Below are 16,320 nucleotides of genomic sequence, written 5' to 3' on the forward strand. Positions count from 1 at the left end.
CGAACTGGCCGGTGAGATACTTCCATGATGTTCACCGGCGACACCCTGCAGACGGTCACCGATGCCGTTCAGCGCCGCGGCGGTGATCTGGTTGAGCTGTCGCACTCTATCCACGCCGAACCCGAGCTGGCCTTCGAGGAGCATCGTAGCTGCGCCAAGACCCAGGCATTGGTCGCCGAGCGGGGCTTCGAGATCACCCCTTCGGCCGGCGGACTGGATACCGCATTTCGCGCCGACTACGGCAGCGGCGAGCTGGTCATCGGTATCTGCGCCGAATACGACGCGCTACCAGGCATCGGACATGCCTGCGGGCACAACATCATTGCCGCCTCGGCGGTGGGTACCGCGCTGGCGCTAGCCGAGGTGGCCGATGAACTGGGCATCACCGTCGCCCTGATCGGCACGCCGGCCGAGGAGGCTGGTGGTGGAAAAGCCTTGTTGCTCAAGGCCGGAATATTCGACGATGTGGCCGCGACGGTGATGCTGCACCCCGGGCCGGTCGACATCGCAGCCGCCCGGTCGCTGGCGCTGTCCGAGGTGAAGGTAACCTTCCGTGGTCGCGAATCGCACGCCGCGGTGGCCCCCTATCTCGGGGTCAACGCCGCTGACGCGGTGACGGTTGCGCAGGTCGCCATCGGCCTGCTGCGTCAGCAGCTGGTACCCGGACAGATGATGCACGGCATTGTCACTGACGGCGGGCAGGCGCCCAATGTCATTCCGGCGCAAGCCGAGTTGCTCTACACCATGCGCGCCACAGACGGGATGTCGCTGAATGCGCTGGAAGAGCGGATGAACTCGTGCTTTGCGGCTGGTGCGCTGGCCACGGGTTGCACGCACGAAGTGGTCGAGGTGTCGCCCCGCTATGACGCGCTGGCGCCGGATGCGTGGCTGTCCGAAGTGGTCCGCGGGGAGATGCTGCGGTTGGGTCGCACCCCGTTGCCGGCGGAGCTGGAAGCTTCTGTGCCGCTTGGTAGTACCGATATGGGCAACGTGACGCAGCTGATGCCGGGAATTCACCCCGTGGTCGGGATCGAAGCCAACGGGGCGTCCATCCATCAGCCGGAGTTCGCCGCGGCGGCGGTCGGTCCCAGCGCGGATCGAGCCGTAATAGATGGATCAATCATGTTGGCGCACACTGTGGTTGCGCTGGCACAGTCGCCCGTGCAGCGGGACCGGGTGGCGCAACGAGTGAAGGTGGGGCGTGTATGACCCTTTCGGACCACGCCGAGCGCTGGCTGGCAACGAACTACGGAGACGTCATCGGTTGGCGTCGCCATCTGCATGCCCATCCGGAATTGGGGCGTCAGGAATTCGAGACCACCAAGTTTGTCGCCACTCGGCTGGCCGAGGCCGGGCTGAACCCCAAAATTCTGCCCGGCGGCACGGGTTTGACGTGCGACTTCGGTCCTGAGGATCGGCCGCGAATCGCACTGCGCGCCGACATGGACGCACTGCCGATGGACGAGCGCACCGGTCTGCCGTTCGCGTCGAAGGTGCCGAATGCGGCACACGCCTGCGGCCACGATGCGCACACCGCGGTACTGCTCGGCGCGGGCTTGGCACTGGCATCGGCACCCGAACTGCCGGTGGGGGTGCGTCTGGTGTTCCAGCCGGCTGAGGAACTGATGCCCGGCGGTGCGCTGGATGCGATCTCGGCCGGCGCACTGTCGGGGATATCGAGAATCTTTGCGCTGCATTGTGATCCGCGACTGGAAGTCGGCAAGGTCGCCACCGTTGCTGGTCCCATAACCTCAGCGGCCGACCAGATGGAGATCACCCTGCATTCTCAGGGTGGGCACACGTCGCGTCCACACCTGACCGGTGACCTGGTGTATGCACTCGGTGCGCTGATCACCGGACTGCCCGGGGTGCTCTCCCGCCGGGTCGATCCGCGACACAGCACCGTCATGGTGTGGGGCGCGGTTAATGCAGGGTTCGCCTCCAATGCCATCCCGCAGACCGGGACCCTCGGCGGCACCATCCGCACCGCCAATCGCGACGCCTGGGTGGAGATGGAATCACTTGTCCGCGCGATAGTTTCGGACCTGTTGGCTCCGTTGCAAGTGGAACACACCGTGCTCTACCGGCGCGGTGTCCCGCCGGTGGTCAACGAGGAAGCATCTACTCGGATGTTGACGCACGCCATCGAAGCGATGGGGCCCGAAACGCTCGCCGATACCAAGCAATCCGGTGGGGGCGAGGACTTTTCGTGGTACCTGGAAGAGGTTCCGGGTGCCATGGCACGACTGGGCGTGTGGCCCGGCGTCGGTCCGCAACTGGATCTGCATCAGCCGAACTTCGACCTGGACGAGCGGGCACTGGGTGTCGGCGTTCGGGTGCTGGTCAACGTCATCGCCGCATCCGCGTAGCCGCGAGCTGGGGGCACCTTCCGCCTGCCCACGCTCGCGGCATGGGGGAGAGCGCTACGGCCCGATGTTGCGGGACGGGCGGGTTCGTAGGTCGTGCACGTACTCCGAGGGCGCCCCGGCGATCTCGGCGGCGTCGGCCATCACCCCGAGGTAGCGCGCCGACGGCAGCCCGCCTTCCCAGGCGTCGACCACATACAGCCAGGCCAACACCGGGTCAGTCGAGGTATCCGAGCACACCCGGTCCACCCGGCACCGGATTTTCTTGTGGATACCCAGCTCGGAGCCTTCCCACCGATCCAGGCGTTCTTCATCCTCGCGAGTCATGTCGTAGAGCACGACGAAGACCTTCGACAGCGGGTCTTCGACCAGCGTCGCCAGCGCGCCCTCCCAGCCGATGTCCGCGCCGGCGAACGTCAGCCGCCAGCCGTGCAGCCAGCCGGTGGCCGCCATCGGGGAATGGGGAGCGCGCTCCAGCATCTGCTCCGGATGCATGTTTGATCCGTAGGCGGCGTAGAGCGGCACCCGGCAAGCCTACGGCTTGGCCCGGTTGCACGGCGACCAACGCCCAACTCGGGGTTAGATAGGCGGGTGGTTACCCGCATCGTGATCATCGGCGGCGGTCCCGCCGGGTATGAGGCAGCACTGGTCGCAGCAGGCTATGGCCCGGACGTTGCGCAGGTCACCGTCATCGAGCGTGACGGTATGGGCGGGGCCTGCGTGTTGTGGGACTGTGTGCCGTCCAAGACGTTCATCGCATCCAGCGGGGTCCGCACCGAGTTGCGTCGGGCCGACGGCCTGGGCTTCGACATCAGGATCGAAGATGCCAAGATCTCGCTGCCGCAGATCAACAACCGGGTCAAAACGCTGGCTCGCAGCCAGTCGGTCGACATCGGCGGGCAACTGCTACGAGCCGGGGTCAACGTAGTGGCGGGCTGCGGCGAGCTGGTCGACAACATTCAGGGCCTGGCGCATCACCGGGTCAAGGTCACCTCAACCGATGGCCGCACCGGGGTGCTCAAGGCCGACGTGGTGCTGATCGCCACCGGTGCCAGCCCCCGGGTGCTACCCACCGCCGTCCCCGACGGCGAACGGATCCTGAACTGGCGTCAGCTGTACGACCTCATCGAGCTGCCCGAACACCTGATCATCGTGGGTTCCGGTGTCACCGGCGCCGAATTCTGCAATGCCTACACCGAACTCGGTGTCAAGGTGACGGTGGTGGCCAGCCGCGACCAGATTCTGCCGCACGAGGACTCCGACGCCGCCGCGGTGCTGGAGGAAGTGTTCGCCGAACGCGGCGTGAGCCTGGTGAAGAATGCTCGCGCGGATTCGGTGGTGCGCACCGACCGCGGTGTGAAAGTGGTTCTGGCGGACGGTCGTACGGTCGAGGGCAGCCATGCGCTGATGAGTATCGGTTCGGTGCCCAACACTGAGGGTCTGGGCCTGGAGAAGGTCGGCATCGAACTGGGGCCGGGCAATTACCTGACGGTGGACCGGGTTTCGCGCACTTCCGCGCCGGGTATCTACGCTGCGGGGGACTGCACCGGCCTATTGCCGCTGGCCTCGGTGGCCGCCATGCAGGGCCGCATTGCGATGTATCACGCACTGGGCGAAGGTGTTTCGCCCATTCGACTGCGAACTGTAGCGGCCGCCGTGTTCACCCGCCCGGAGATCGCGGCGGTCGGGGTGCCGCAGGCCGCCATCGACACCGGCACGGTCCCGGCCCGCACCTTGATGCTGCCGCTGACCACCAACGCCAGGGCCAAGATGTCGTTGGTACGACGCGGTTTCGTCAAGATCTTCTGCCGCCCCGCCACCGGCGTGGTGATCGGTGGAGTGGTGGTGGCGCCCATCGCGTCAGAATTGATCCTGCCGATCGCGCTGGCTGTGCAGAACCGGATCTCGGTGACCGACCTGGCTCAGACCTTATCGGTGTACCCCTCATTCTCGGGCTCGATCATCGAAGCTGCGCGACGGCTCATGGCGCACGACGATTTGGACTGATCCGCGGATGTCCGACGAGCGACGTAGGCTCGGGTTGCACAAGGTCTACCGTCGAGTAACTACGAGGAGCCAGACGTGAGCGACCCGATCCCCGGTCCGGGTAACGGGCAGACCCTTCTGAGCCCCGAGCAGCGGCGATGCGCCTGGGAGCGGCTCGGTAGCGAGCAGTTTGACGTCATCGTCATCGGCGGCGGCGTCGTTGGCGCCGGTGCTGCGCTCGACGCGGCGACCCGTGGCTTGAAGGTTGCGCTGGTCGAGGCTCGGGATTTCGCCTCCGGGACCTCGAGTCGCAGCTCCAAGATGTTCCATGGTGGCCTGCGCTACCTGGAGCAACTGGAGTTCGGGCTGGTACGCGAGGCGCTGCACGAGCGCGAACTGTCGTTGACCACGTTGGCGCCGCATCTGGTCAAGCCGCTGCCGTTCCTGTTCCCGCTGACCCACCGGCTGTGGGAGCGGCCGTACATCGCGGCGGGCATCTTCCTGTACGACCAATTGGGCGGCGCGAAATCGGTTCCCGCGCAGAAGCATCTGTTCAAGGCGGGTGCGTTGCGCTTGGCCCCGGGGTTGAAGCGCTCGTCGCTGGTGGGCGGCATCCGCTACTACGACACCGTGGTCGACGATGCTCGTCACACCATGACCGTCGCTCGCACGGCCGCGCACTATGGCGCTGTAGTGCGCACGTCCACCCAAGTGGTGGCGTTGATGCGGGAGGGCGACCGAGTGACCGGGGTGCGGGTCCGGGACTCCGAGACTGGGCAAACCACCGCTGTATGCGGCCACGTCGTGGTCAACGCCACCGGGGTCTGGACCGACGAGATCCAGGCGCTGTCCAAGCAGCGCGGCCGGTTCCGGGTACGCGCGTCCAAGGGCGTACACATCGTGGTGCCACGGGACCGGATCGTCAGCGAAGTGGCGATCATCCTGCGCACCGAGAAGTCGGTGCTGTTCGTCATCCCCTGGGGCACGCACTGGATCATCGGGACCACTGACACCGACTGGAACCTGGACCTGGCCCATCCAGCGGCCACCAAGGCCGACATCGACTACCTCCTGGGCCACGTCAACACCGTGCTGGCCACGCCGCTCAATCACGACGACATCGACGGGGTCTACGCGGGTCTGCGCCCGCTGCTGGCTGGTGAAAGCGAGGAGACCTCCAAGCTCTCGCGTGAGCACGCAGTGGCAGTGCCGGCCCCGGGGTTGGTGGCGATCGCTGGTGGTAAGTACACGACCTATCGGGTCATGGGCGAGGACGCCATCGATGCCGCTAGCGAATTCGTCCCGACCCGGGTGGCGCCGTCGATCACCGAGAAGGTGCCGCTGCTCGGGGCTGACGGCTACTTCGCGCTGATCAATCAGACCGAACACGTCGGGCAGCATTACGGTCTGCATCCCTACCGAGTGCGCCACCTGCTTGACCGGTACGGCTCGATGATCGGCGAGGTGCTTGACATGGCTGCGGATCGGGCCGATCTGTTGGAGCCGATCACCGAGGCACCCGTATATCTCAAGGTCGAAGCCTGGTACGCGGCGGCAGCCGAGGGCGCCCTGCACCTCGAGGACATCCTGGCCCGTCGGATGCGAATCTCCATCGAGTACCCGCACCGGGGTGTCGATTGCGCCCGCGAGGTCGCCGAAATCGTTGCGCCCGTTCTCGGTTGGAGTGCCGACGACGTCGACCGCGAGGTAGAGACCTACCTGGCCCGGGTCGAGGCCGAGGTTCGTTCGCAGACCCAGCCCGACGATGAGTCCGCAGATGCATTGCGTGCCGCCGCACCGGAGGCCCGTGCCGAGATTCTTGAACCGGTTCCGCTCGATTGAGTTTGGTTCCCCGTCCCGGGTATGAGGGGATAGGCCCGGCGCGGCTGCGGGTTCTGGGTGGGCCCGTACTAGTTGAGCTGCAATCCCGATTCGGGGATGCTGCAGCGGCGAAAGTACTTGCCGGGGAGGTGGTTTGCGCCGACGGCAGGGTGGTCACCGAGTCGACCGAATTGGCGGCAGGCGACTTCATCTACTGGTACCGCGACCTACCGCAGGAAGTCGAGGTGCCCTTCGAGATGCCTCTGCTGTATCGCGATGAGAACATCGTGGTGGTGGATAAACCGCATTTTCTGGCGACCATGCCGCGCGGTGGGCATGTGGTCCAGACAGCGCTGGTGCGGCTACGCCGGTCGTTGGGTGTGTGGGAACTGTCGCCCGCGCACCGACTGGATCGGTTGACTGCCGGGGTGCTGGTCTTCACGGCACGGCGTGAGGTGCGCGGGACATATCAAACGCTGTTTGCATCGGGCGCGGCGGCAAAAACTTATCTGGCGTGCTCTGCGGCCGGGGTGTTGGCTGAACCTGTCGAGCTGCGGAGCCGGATTGTCAAGCGGCGCGGTTCTTTACAGGCTGTTGAAGAGCCGGGCGAGGTCAACGCGGTGACGTTGGTGGAACCACAGGGAGACGGGTTGTTCCGGCTGACTCCCCGGACGGGCCGGACGCATCAACTGCGGGTACACATGTCCTCGCTCGGACTGCCGATCAATGGAGACCCGTTGTACCCCAACATCCTTGACGTTCCGCCGGGGGATTTCTCGACGCCGCTGCAGCTGTTGGCGCACCGGCTGTTGTTTGTCGACCCGGTCACAGGCGAGCAGCGGGAGTTCGTCAGCGGGCGGACGTTGGGATAGGGTCGCGGCTTTGCCGGGCTTCTCCTGCATATCTCGCGCTGGAGCCCGTCAAGTTGTGTTGACATTGTCAACCAGGGTTGACGCGCCCGGATCGACAGTGTCACAAGGCAGCCCGACACACCGAGATCAACAAACCCGACGCGCCGTATGACGTCGCCGCGCACGTCCGGTGGATGTCCGCGCAATCCCGCCGGGCTGCTGTGGTCTACTGCATGGCATGGACCGGACCACGTTTGACCACCTGTTCGACATGACCGACCGCACCGTCATCGTGACCGGTGGGACCCGGGGCATCGGGCTGGCGTTGGCTGAGGGTTTTGTGCTGGCCGGCGCCAACGTGGTGGTGGCCAGTCGCAAGGCCGATGCCTGCGAAACGGCCGCGGAGCATTTGCGTGGGCTGGGTGGTCGGGCCGTCGGGGTAACGGCGCACGCCGGCAATCTCGATGACCTCGACAGACTGGTCGAGCGCACCGTCGCCGAGTTCGGCGGCATCGACGTCGTGGTCAACAATGCGGCCAACGCACTGGCTCAGCCGCTGGGCGAGATGACCGCCGAAGCATGGGGCAAGTCCTATGACGCCAACCTGCGCGGCCCGGTTTTCCTGGTGCAGAAGGCGTTGCCGCACTTGAAGGCAAGCCCCGCTGCGGCGGTGCTGAACATGGTGTCGGTGGGTGCTTTCAACTTCGCGCCGAATGTGTCGATGTATGCCGCAGGCAAGGCGGCGCTGCTTTCTTTCACCCGGTCAATGGCTGCGGGCTACGCGGCTGACGGCATCAGGGTCAACGCGATCGCCCCCGGCCCGGTCGACACCGACATGATGCGCAACAACCCGCCGGAGGCCATCGCCGTGATGGCCGGCGCCACATTGATGAAGCGGCTGGCCAGTCCCGACGAGATGGTGGGTGCGGCGCTGCTGTTGTGTTCTGCCGCAGGCAGTTACATCACCGGTCAGGTCATGATCGCCGATGGTGGTGGAACACCGCGCTAAAGCGCGAATCAGCTTTTGCGATCACCGAACGCCTTCGCGGCCAACGCCAATTCGCCGGCCGTGGACGCCAGGATCTGACTGCGGTTCTCCACGTGCAAGGCGGCCTGCAGGCTCGATGCCTCCAGGTTGGCCCAGAGCACCTGCTTGGTTGACTCGACCCCGAATTTGCCGTAACTGCAAAGGGTTTCGGCGATGGCCAGCGCTTCGGCGACCACGTCATCATTGGACAGCCGAGACACCAGGCCCAACGTCAGTGCCTCGGCCGCCTCGACAGTCCGGGCGGTGAGGATGAGGTCAAAAGCCTGCCCGGCGCCGACCACGCGCGGCAGCGTGTAACTCACTCCGATATCGCAGCCACCGATCCCGAGCTTGATGAACTGCGTGCAGAACCGGGCACCCGGCCCGCCGATCCGGATGTCGCAGGCCAACGCCAGGGCGAATCCCCCGCCGTAGGCTGGGCCGTTGACAGCGGCGATCACTGGCTGGCGCAGGTTCTGGATCCGGGTGGTCAGTTCGGCGATGCGCTCCTGCCAGCGCATCCCGGAGCGCGGAAACTCCAGTCCGCCACCGGCTTCCGCCGGATTCGGGTCGGAAAGGTCCAGGCCGGAACAGAACCCGCGGCCGGCGCCGGTAAGCACCACCACTCGGCACTCGCCGTTGCGGTTGATCTCTTCCAGCGTGTGGTGCAGTGCTTCGACTAGTTCGAAGTTGAGTGCGTTGAGCTTTTCCGGTCGGTCCAGGGTGACGACGGCGATGTCCGGCCGAGGGTAGGCAAGCGACAGTGGCGGCATTCGCCTACGTTAACGGCTCTGCCAGCCCGCCACGCCGACGGCGATCATTCGAAGCTGTTTGAGGGCTGTCTGTCGAATATCTTCGAGCCCATTCGCGTCGTTGGCGTCCTCGATGGACTCGGCGGTCACGATCATGGCGTTGACGAACAGCCCGGCCAGGATGTTGAGGTCCTCGCTGCTCCAGGTGTTGAGCCCCGGCAGGCGGGCCAGGTCGATGGCCAACTCCGAAGTGATCAAGCGGATTTCGGTGCGAATGGCATAGCGCAGCACTGTGACGCCGCTGTTGCGCTCCCGGCTGATGAAGCGCCAATGCTCCCGGCGCTCATTGACGCTGTTGATCAGGATGTCGACCGACGACTCGATGATGCGCTTGGGGTCGAGTTGTCCGGCGCGGCCGCCGCGGAGCATCTCGCGCAGGGCGCGGAAGGATTCGTCGATCAAGACCAGGCCCAGGGCGTCCATGGTTTCGAAGTGCCGGTAGAAGGCGGCGGGAACAATGCCGGCCTCCCGGGTCACCTCGCGCAGGCTGAGTGCGCTGAAGCTGTCTTCTTCCAACAGTTTGAGCGCCGCGTCGATGATGGCGCGGCGCGTGGATTCCTTGCGCTCCTCGCGGGACTGGGAATCGCGTGAGCGTGAACTCGAAGAGCGACTCGTCCGGTCCCCCCGGGACCTGGGAGTACGGCTGTTCACTGGAGACAAAGTAGCACAGGTGTTCACTCTCCGATAAGAACACAATAAGAAACGATTGTGCAAAAGTGCGTGCACAACTGTTCACAATGTGATTCCTATGACAACCAGCGATTTAATCGTTGACGTGAACGGTCGAAGCACTGCACTGTGTACATATGTTCACCGAAACATTGAGCCGCAGAATCCGAGGCTCCGCCCTGGTTGGCATTCTCACCGGCCCGCACGGCGTGGACCGGTATACCGAGGCTTTCGATCGCACCTGGACCCTCGATGACGCCCGCGCCCGGGTGATCAGCGTGCGCCGCCAGACGCCGCGCAGCGTCACCCTGACTCTGCAGCCGAATGACGCCTGGCGGGGCTTCAAAGCCGGCCAGCACATCAACCTCAGCGTCGAGATCGACGGCCGTGCGCGGACCCGCTGCTACTCGCCGGCCAACGCCGAGGGCAGCCCGGTCATCGAGTTGACCGTCGGTCTGCACGACGGCGGTCTGGTCTCGCAGTACCTGTTCCGTAACGCCCGGCCGGGCATGGTTGTCGGGCTGGACTCGGTTGGCGGCGACTTCGTCATGCCCGCCGACCGCCCGCGCCGCATCCTGCTGATCTCGGGCGGCAGCGGCATCACCCCGGTGCTCTCCATGTTGCGCACCTTGCGTGAGGAGCACTTCGACGGCGAGGTCGCTTTCGTCCATTACGCCCGCAACGCCGACGAAGCCTGCTATGCAACCGAGTTGGCGGCGACGCCCGGGGTGAAGGTGCTGCACGGTTACACCCGGTCATCTGGTGGTGACCTGACTGGCAAATTCGACGCCGAGCACCTGGCCGCCGCAATGCCCGATCCCGACGCCGTGTTCGTCTGCGGCCCGCCGGCTCTGGTCAGTGCGGTTCAAGAACTGCTACCCGAAGCCCAGTCGGAAAGCTTTGTGCCGCCGGTGATCGCAGTGCCGACCGAGGCCTCCGGCGGAGCGGTTTCGTTCACCGCGAGCAAGGTTGATGTGGTCGATGACGGCCGCTCGATCCTGCAACAGGCCGAGGCTGCCGGGCTGCGCCCGCAGAACGGCTGCCGCATGGGCATCTGCCACACCTGCACTCGCAAGAAGGTCAGTGGGCCGGTGAAGAACCTGATCACCGGCACGGTTTCGACCGCCCCTGACGAGGACATCGAAATCTGCGTCACCGCACCCTGCGGCGACGTGCAGATCGACCTCTAGAACTCTCAAAATACCTACTAGGCAAAGGAATTCATCATGACTAAGACTCCGATGACCCCCGAGCAGTTCGAGACCTTCGGCCGCGAACTCGATGCCATCCGTGAGCGCGTGCTGGCCGACCTCGGTGAGCGCGACGCCGACTACATCCGCGACATCATCAAGAAGCAGCGCAGCCTGGAGCTCGGCGGGCGTGCTCTGATGTTCCTGCCGCCGGCTTGGCCGGTGGCCGTGGCCATGCTGGGTGCGTCGAAGATTCTCGACAACATGGAGATCGGCCACAACGTCATGCACGGGCAGTACGACTGGATGGGTGATCCGGGACTGCGTGGCCAGGAGTTCGAATGGGACTCGGCGTGCCCGTCGGATCAGTGGCGGCATTCGCATAACTTCATGCACCACACCTACACCAACATCGTCGATATGGACCGCGACATCGGCTATGGCGTGATCCGGATGAGCCCCGACCAGAAGTGGACCCCGTACTACCTGGGCAACCCGGTGTGGGCGTTCCTGTTGATGGTGTTCTTCCAGTACGGCGTGGCCGTGCACGAGCTGGAGTTCGAGCGCATCCGTTCCGGCGAGATCGGCATCCGCGACAAGAAGGAGATGCTGCGGGAGACCTGGGGCAAGGTCAAGAAACAGACCCTCAAGGACTACGTGGCGTTCCCGCTGCTGGCCGGACCCTTCGCGCCGTTCGTGTTCACCGGGAACATGGCCGCGAACCTGATCCGGAACGTGTGGTCGTACACCATCATCTTCTGCGGCCACTTCCCGGCGGGCACCCACGAATTCACCGTCGAGGAGACCAAGAGCGAAACCCGCGGCCAGTGGTACTACCGGCAGCTGCTGGGTTCGGCCAACATCACCGGCGGCCGCTGGTTCCACATCATGAGCGGCAATCTGTCCTTCCAGATCGAGCACCATCTGTTCCCGGACCTGCCGGCGCACCGCTACGCCGAGATCTCCACGGAGGTCAAGGAAATCTGCCAGCGTTACGACCTGCAGTACAACAGCGGCCCGATCCACACGCAGTTCTTCTCGGTGATCAAGAAGATCTGTCGGCTGGCGATCCCGAACTCATGGCTGGCAAAGCGGGCACCAGAAGGTGATCCGGTCGTCGAGGTCATCGAGCCGGTCCCGGTCGCCTGATTCGATCAGCGTCCCACACCGGCGACATGCTTGCCCGGCCCGGCCGTACACCCAGAGTTGACGGCCGGGCCGGGTATCGCCGGTCGTGGTGCGGTTCCATCGAGTCCTGTTCAGCCACAGCATGTCCCGAGCTCGCTGCACCAACCGCAGCGGGTCTTTGATGTTTTCCACCGGGGCATAGGGATGACGGCCGATGATGAAGCACAATTCATTTGCGTAGACGTTGCCGATGCCGGCCAGATTGCATTGGTCGAGCAGGGCCTGGTGCAGGGGTCGTTCGGGGTCGGCGGTGAGGTTCGTGGCTGCCAGCTGCGGATTCCAGTCCGGGCCAAGCAGATCCGGGCCGAGATGGCTCACCGGTTGCTGGTCTTGGTCGCGGGGAAGAACCTCAAGAGTGCCCAGGTCGATACCAGCGGCTTGAATATCGTTGGTTTCCAAGATCATCCGGATCTTGTGGCCGGCCCGGCTCGGCTTGGCCACGGGGCTGACCTTCCAGCTGCCTTCCATCTTCAGATGTGAGTGGATGCTGGCGTCTCCGATCCGGATGAACAGATGCTTGCCCCGACTGATGACTTCGTCGACGGGCTGGCCGGTCAGGTCGATCGTTGCATACTTGGGCACCCGGATATCGCAGCGGGTCAACACCTTTCCCGCCAGCGCGTCACGCAGGACGGCGGCGGTGTGCCAAACGGTGTCGCCTTCGGGCATCAGCTGATCATGGCGTTTGCTTTACGGAGCGCATCGGCCGCATCGCCGGCGATGGCCCCGACCAGGGGACCGGCCAGTTCCAGGTCGTCGATCAGATCTAGGGTTTCGCCGGCCCAAATCGGCCGATAGGTCATGTCCTGCTCGGCGACCTTGGCGCGGAACTCATCTTGTGCCGCAGAGTTCGCGTCGAGCTCGGCATCTCGGCCCTGCCACTGGTCGGTGAACGCATTGCGCAGGGTACGCGCCGGATAGTTTGCCGGCCAACGGGTTTCGGGTGATCTGGCGGCGATGTCGATGGCCCGGCCGCTGGTGGTGTCGGCGGCTGTCGCCTCGAGCATGGCCTTCGCTTCGGCAGCGGATAGCAGCGACTCGTGGGTTGCCTCGAACCGCGTGCCGATCATGGCACCTGCGGCGCCGAGCGTGAGTGCTGCAGCAAGGCCGCGGCCGTCACCGATGCCGCCCGCGGCCAGAACTGGTGTGCGCTGGGCCAGATCCACCACAGCGGGAACCAGCGGCAACGTGGAGCGTCCGCCGTGGTGTCCGCCTGCCTCGAGACCCTGTGCCACCAGCACATCGACGCCGGCGTCCAGTGCCCGTCTTGCCTCGTCAAGGGTGTGCACCTGGGATAGCAACGGAATGTTCGCGTCGTGCACCGATGCGGCGAACCGGCCCGGATCGCCGAACGACAGCATGATGGCCGCGGGTTCTTGGGCGATCACCCAATCGACGGTGTCCTGGGTGACGGCCCAGGTCAACAGGCCGATGCCCCACGGCTTTTCCGTGTCGATCTGCGCGCATTCAGTTGCCAGCCAGGTGAGAGCGCCGCGGCCGCCGCCGATCAGGCCGAGGCCGCCGCCTTCCGATACCGCTGTCGCAAGCCGGCCGCCGGACACATCGCCCATCGGGGCCAGCACTATCGGGTGCTCGATGCCGAACAGTTCGGTTAGCGGGGTACGCAGCAGAGCCATGACCTCACTCTATGACTCGCTGCCCACAGACCCGACTTCTCGATTACCACAAGCCACGCGCTGACCGGTTGCCGAGTGCTGCTTGTGTGCGAAAGGTTCGTGGAATCTGACACATAAGCCAACGTTCGAGGCGTCACCGTGTGCACCAGTCGAGCCGGCCTTCTGCAGACCGCAGAACCGCCGCGTGTCATGACCGCCTCTCGGGATTGACCTTGACCAGAAGGTCCGTCAGCGTTGCCACCGGCACGGTGTCAAGGTGTGCCACGGTGGCGACGATCGCAGCGCGCAGATCGTCATGGGCATACGGCGCTGCGAGAGCTTGAAACTTCTCGACGGTGCGGTCCCAGTCGAACGACCGTCCTGGTGCGCCCTCGAAGTCATCCTGCTCGCGCGACAGTCGGCGACCGTCACGAAGCGTCATCGAGACCCGCGCCGGTGTCGCTTTGGGATACCGGTCGGTGAACGCCTGATCTGGACGAATACTGATGCGGCGCAAGAGCCCTTGGACATCCGCTCGCTGAATACGCTCGGTTCGCAGTTGGTCCGGACCGACCTGTCCGTCGATGAGCGCAACTGCGAGCAGGTATTTCAGGTTGTAGTCGGCCTGTTCCTTGGTGCTCGGGTCGTCTTTAGTGCCGAACGTGCCGCCGCCGGCGATCTCGTAGGCGGTTTGAAAAGTGTCGACATCGACGGCAGCGACGTCGCGATAGTCGACGCCGTGTTCGGCGCTCAAGGCCAGGATGGTCTCGATAGGAGTTTGACCATGGATCAGTGCGCTGAACTTCTTCAGATAGGTGTGTTCGACAACGTCCAGCGTGCGGTTATCGAGGTGCAGATCGATCGGCTGACCGAACAATCGCTCAAGACCGTTGGGGCCGTCGATGATTCCGTGTGGTCCTGTGACGCCGCGCTGGGCCAGCGCAGTGGTGTAGACAGCACGCATCGCAGTGATGCCGGGGGAGATGCCCTTCCAGTTCGACACCGGTTCGGAATGGATCGCGGCGAGCGACACGTTGTCCGCCACTGCCATCGCAATCGCGTTGGCAGTCTGCTCGGCGTTCAGGCCGAGCAGCTTGGCCGATCCGGCGGCAACCGAAAGGGCCAGCTGTAGTGCATGATTGAGCCCACGGCCCATTACTGGAACCGATGCGGAGAACCGGCCCTGCACCTCGTAGGCCAACGCGAGCGCGAGCAGGAAAGCTGCGCCGCTCGCGTCGACGCTCTCCGCCACGGCGAGAATTGCGCCGAAATTGTCGGCGGGATGGCACAGGCCACCGGGCGTCAGATAGGTGTCGAGCAGATCCACGTAGCGCACTGCGACCGAGTTGAACAGTGCTGCCTGATCCACAGTGGTGCGACCGCCACCGATAAGCGATGCTTGGGGTCGGCCACCGGTGGCTTCGATCTGGTCGCGAATCTGCTGGAGCGGTTCTCCGTCCAGGGCGGCGATTGCGCCCCCAACACTGTCAAGGACGTTGCGCCGCAACAGCATCAGGGCATGGTCCGGAATGTGCGCGCGCTCCGCCGCGACAACGAACTGCGCCAGCCTGTCCACCGCAAAAGAAGTTCCACTCATGATCGGCCCGCATACCCGGGGTCGTTGGGGTGCGGTGCCAGTGGCGTCACCACATCTGTGCGCCACACCCGCAACGGCATTGAGGCCAAAACGGATTCAAGTTGGACGGCATCCTGGGCGGCAAAGAGTCCCAAGGTACGCCACTCTCCCGGCGCCAGCGGTGGCCGCCACAGGCGCAGCAAGTGTCCCTGTGCCGCGAGTTCTGCGGCGCGGGCGGACTCACGTGCCCGAACATCGTCGACAGTTTCCTGCGCCGTGCCGGCAGGAACCTGGGTTGTCATGTCGACCAGGTATTCCATGGAAGGGCCTCCATTCGTGCGTGGGTGGATCGCCTCACGTGCAACAACGCTCGGTTGCCGCCATGCCCGACCGCTAGGACAAATCACCTTGGTACTGAGAGGTGCAGGCTTCCAGGTGCGGTCAGGGTAGTAGTGGCAGCTGCCACAGGGGTGCGCCAGGCTCGAGGAACCAGAGCCGCGTTGCCGTCAGGCGGAGTATCCGGACCGCGCCGGTGATCATGATCAGGGCCAGTGGCAACTCGATCAGGACGGCTGTCACCAGCGGCACCGTCACGTCATGCCCAAAGTCTGAGGTCATGATGTCGAACCAGGCGTCGCAGACCAGCAGAACCCCCGTGGTGAACGCGGTGAGCAACACCAGTTGGCGACGCAACCAGCCCAGCACGGCAGTGGTGGCCATGAACGCCACGAGTAGGACGTCGAAACCTATCCAGGTGGCGGGCCAATTGTGCGCGGTGTAGTTGGCGGGCAGGGTGAAACCGAGGTTGATGATCCAGGGGATCAATACGATGGTGCTGCCCGTCATCAACGTCAGTCGGATGCGCCGCATTCGACGCACTGACTGCCGCGAAAGCACATCGTCGAGCGGGCGCTGAAGTCGCATGATCAGATCGTGACGTTGATCCGGGTTCATCGCTGCGATCTCGGCGTCCGACAACACATTTTCTGCATGCTCGGTCACGACTTCGATTCTCCTCCTCGGAGGCGTCAGTCAACTGTTCGATGATGCGGGCAGCTCTGCGCTCTATCGGCATACGAAGTCGTTGCCAACTCACCGAACGTGAACTTGAACATGAGTTCTCGTGGGCAAAGTCAACTGATTAGTGCAACGTCTAGGCGGCGTGCTCGATGAGGGCGGTTAGGCGTTGGGCTGGTGTGTCGTAGTCCAGGGTGGGGC

General features: G+C 64.6%; 15 protein-coding genes and 1 pseudogene. 8 read left to right on the forward strand and 8 right to left on the reverse strand.

The window, feature by feature from the left end; all coding sequences use genetic code 11:
* Positions 1–24 precede the first annotated feature (24 nt).
* Together M2432_RS26075 and M2432_RS26080 are read left to right on the forward strand one after the other, a co-directional pair.
* Positions 25–1,209, forward strand: a complete 1,185-nt coding sequence (locus M2432_RS26075; protein ID WP_280829745.1) for a M20 family metallopeptidase — start codon at positions 25–27, stop codon at positions 1,207–1,209.
* Complete coding sequence (locus M2432_RS26080; RefSeq protein WP_280829746.1) at positions 1,206–2,369, forward strand: M20 family metallopeptidase; 1,164 nt, start codon at positions 1,206–1,208, stop codon at positions 2,367–2,369. The genes M2432_RS26075 and M2432_RS26080 overlap by 4 nt, the downstream gene beginning before the upstream one ends.
* 54 nt (positions 2,370–2,423) lie before the next feature.
* Here M2432_RS26080 and M2432_RS26085 read toward each other — a convergent pair whose 3' ends face one another.
* Positions 2,424–2,891 carry a gamma-glutamylcyclotransferase gene (locus tag M2432_RS26085; protein ID WP_280829747.1) on the reverse strand — a complete coding sequence of 156 codons (468 nt, stop codon included), beginning with the start codon at positions 2,889–2,891 and terminating at the stop codon, positions 2,424–2,426.
* A 66-nt stretch (positions 2,892–2,957) separates the two neighbouring features.
* Here M2432_RS26085 and M2432_RS26090 point away from each other — a divergent pair, with 66 nt between their 5' ends.
* From M2432_RS26090 to M2432_RS26105, 4 genes are all read left to right on the forward strand, one after another.
* Entirely contained in the window at positions 2,958–4,373 is a 1,416-nt protein-coding gene (locus M2432_RS26090; protein ID WP_280829748.1) for an NAD(P)H-quinone dehydrogenase, read from the forward strand.
* 87 nt (positions 4,374–4,460) lie between these two features.
* Complete coding sequence (gene glpD / locus M2432_RS26095; protein WP_280829760.1) at positions 4,461–6,194, forward strand: glycerol-3-phosphate dehydrogenase; 1,734 nt, start codon at positions 4,461–4,463, stop codon at positions 6,192–6,194.
* Positions 6,191–7,045 (forward strand): pseudouridine synthase, encoded by an 855-nt coding sequence (locus M2432_RS26100; protein WP_280829749.1) that lies wholly within the window; start codon positions 6,191–6,193, stop codon positions 7,043–7,045. The genes glpD and M2432_RS26100 overlap by 4 nt, the downstream gene beginning before the upstream one ends.
* Before the next feature lie 217 nt (positions 7,046–7,262).
* Complete coding sequence (locus M2432_RS26105; protein WP_280829750.1) at positions 7,263–8,033, forward strand: SDR family oxidoreductase; 771 nt, start codon at positions 7,263–7,265, stop codon at positions 8,031–8,033.
* An 8-nt stretch (positions 8,034–8,041) separates the two neighbouring features.
* On the opposite strand, the gene M2432_RS26110 is transcribed toward M2432_RS26105, so the two are convergent.
* Complete coding sequence (locus M2432_RS26110; RefSeq protein WP_280829751.1) at positions 8,042–8,824, reverse strand: enoyl-CoA hydratase-related protein; 783 nt, start codon at positions 8,822–8,824, stop codon at positions 8,042–8,044.
* Positions 8,825–8,833: 9 nt separating this feature from the next.
* Positions 8,834–9,514, reverse strand: a complete 681-nt coding sequence (locus tag M2432_RS26115) for a TetR family transcriptional regulator (protein ID WP_280829752.1) — start codon at positions 9,512–9,514, stop codon at positions 8,834–8,836.
* 155 nt (positions 9,515–9,669) lie between these two features.
* Between M2432_RS26115 and M2432_RS26120 the strand changes: the two genes are divergently transcribed.
* Both M2432_RS26120 and M2432_RS26125 read left to right on the forward strand, forming a co-directional pair.
* A complete protein-coding gene (locus M2432_RS26120) occupies positions 9,670–10,722 on the forward strand; it encodes a ferredoxin reductase (protein WP_280829753.1) in 1,053 nt (350 codons plus the stop codon).
* Positions 10,723–10,758: 36 nt separating this feature from the next.
* On the forward strand, positions 10,759–11,871 hold the full coding sequence (locus tag M2432_RS26125) for a fatty acid desaturase (RefSeq protein ID WP_280829754.1): 1,113 nt from the start codon (positions 10,759–10,761) through the stop codon (positions 11,869–11,871).
* Here M2432_RS26125 and nei2 read toward each other — a convergent pair.
* The 5 genes and pseudogenes from nei2 to M2432_RS26150 form a co-directional block, all read right to left on the reverse strand.
* Positions 11,800–12,579, reverse strand: coding sequence for an endonuclease VIII Nei2 (gene nei2 / locus M2432_RS26130; RefSeq protein ID WP_280829755.1), 780 nt, complete (start codon positions 12,577–12,579; stop codon positions 11,800–11,802). The genes M2432_RS26125 and nei2 overlap by 72 nt on opposite strands.
* Positions 12,579–13,547 carry a nitronate monooxygenase gene (locus tag M2432_RS26135; RefSeq protein ID WP_280829756.1) on the reverse strand — a complete coding sequence of 323 codons (969 nt, stop codon included), beginning with the start codon at positions 13,545–13,547 and terminating at the stop codon, positions 12,579–12,581. Before M2432_RS26135 ends, nei2 begins: the two co-directional genes overlap by 1 nt.
* 187 nt (positions 13,548–13,734) lie before the next feature.
* A complete protein-coding gene (locus tag M2432_RS26140) occupies positions 13,735–15,123 on the reverse strand; it encodes an MmgE/PrpD family protein (RefSeq protein ID WP_280829757.1) in 1,389 nt (462 codons plus the stop codon).
* A 17-nt stretch (positions 15,124–15,140) separates the two neighbouring features.
* Positions 15,141–15,422: pseudogene (locus M2432_RS26145) on the reverse strand (muconolactone Delta-isomerase family protein); the annotation flags it as partial.
* A gap of 121 nt (positions 15,423–15,543) precedes the next feature.
* On the reverse strand, positions 15,544–16,056 hold the full coding sequence (locus M2432_RS26150) for a hypothetical protein (protein ID WP_280829761.1): 513 nt from the start codon (positions 16,054–16,056) through the stop codon (positions 15,544–15,546).
* Positions 16,057–16,320 lie beyond the last annotated feature (264 nt).

Source organism: Mycobacterium sp. OTB74, from assembly GCF_029892685.1.
In the GTDB taxonomy this organism is placed as follows: domain Bacteria; phylum Actinomycetota; class Actinomycetes; order Mycobacteriales; family Mycobacteriaceae; genus Mycobacterium.

Excerpts from the sequence above, each read along its gene's own strand:
- M2432_RS26120 (WP_280829753.1), top strand. The coding sequence starts at position 9,670 with ATGTTCACCGAAACATTGAGCCGCAGAATCCGAGGCTCCGCCCTGGTT.
- M2432_RS26105 (WP_280829750.1), top strand. The coding sequence starts at position 7,263 with ATGGACCGGACCACGTTTGACCACCTGTTCGACATGACCGACCGCACC.
- M2432_RS26140 (WP_280829757.1), bottom strand. The coding sequence starts at position 15,123 with ATGAGTGGAACTTCTTTTGCGGTGGACAGGCTGGCGCAGTTCGTTGTC.
- nei2 (WP_280829755.1), bottom strand. The coding sequence starts at position 12,579 with ATGCCCGAAGGCGACACCGTTTGGCACACCGCCGCCGTCCTGCGTGAC.
- M2432_RS26110 (WP_280829751.1), bottom strand. The coding sequence starts at position 8,824 with ATGCCGCCACTGTCGCTTGCCTACCCTCGGCCGGACATCGCCGTCGTC.
- M2432_RS26080 (WP_280829746.1), top strand. The coding sequence starts at position 1,206 with ATGACCCTTTCGGACCACGCCGAGCGCTGGCTGGCAACGAACTACGGA.
- M2432_RS26135 (WP_280829756.1), bottom strand. The coding sequence starts at position 13,547 with ATGGCTCTGCTGCGTACCCCGCTAACCGAACTGTTCGGCATCGAGCAC.
- M2432_RS26075 (WP_280829745.1), top strand. The coding sequence starts at position 25 with ATGATGTTCACCGGCGACACCCTGCAGACGGTCACCGATGCCGTTCAG.
- M2432_RS26125 (WP_280829754.1), top strand. The coding sequence starts at position 10,759 with ATGACTAAGACTCCGATGACCCCCGAGCAGTTCGAGACCTTCGGCCGC.
- M2432_RS26150 (WP_280829761.1), bottom strand. The coding sequence starts at position 16,056 with ATGAACCCGGATCAACGTCACGATCTGATCATGCGACTTCAGCGCCCG.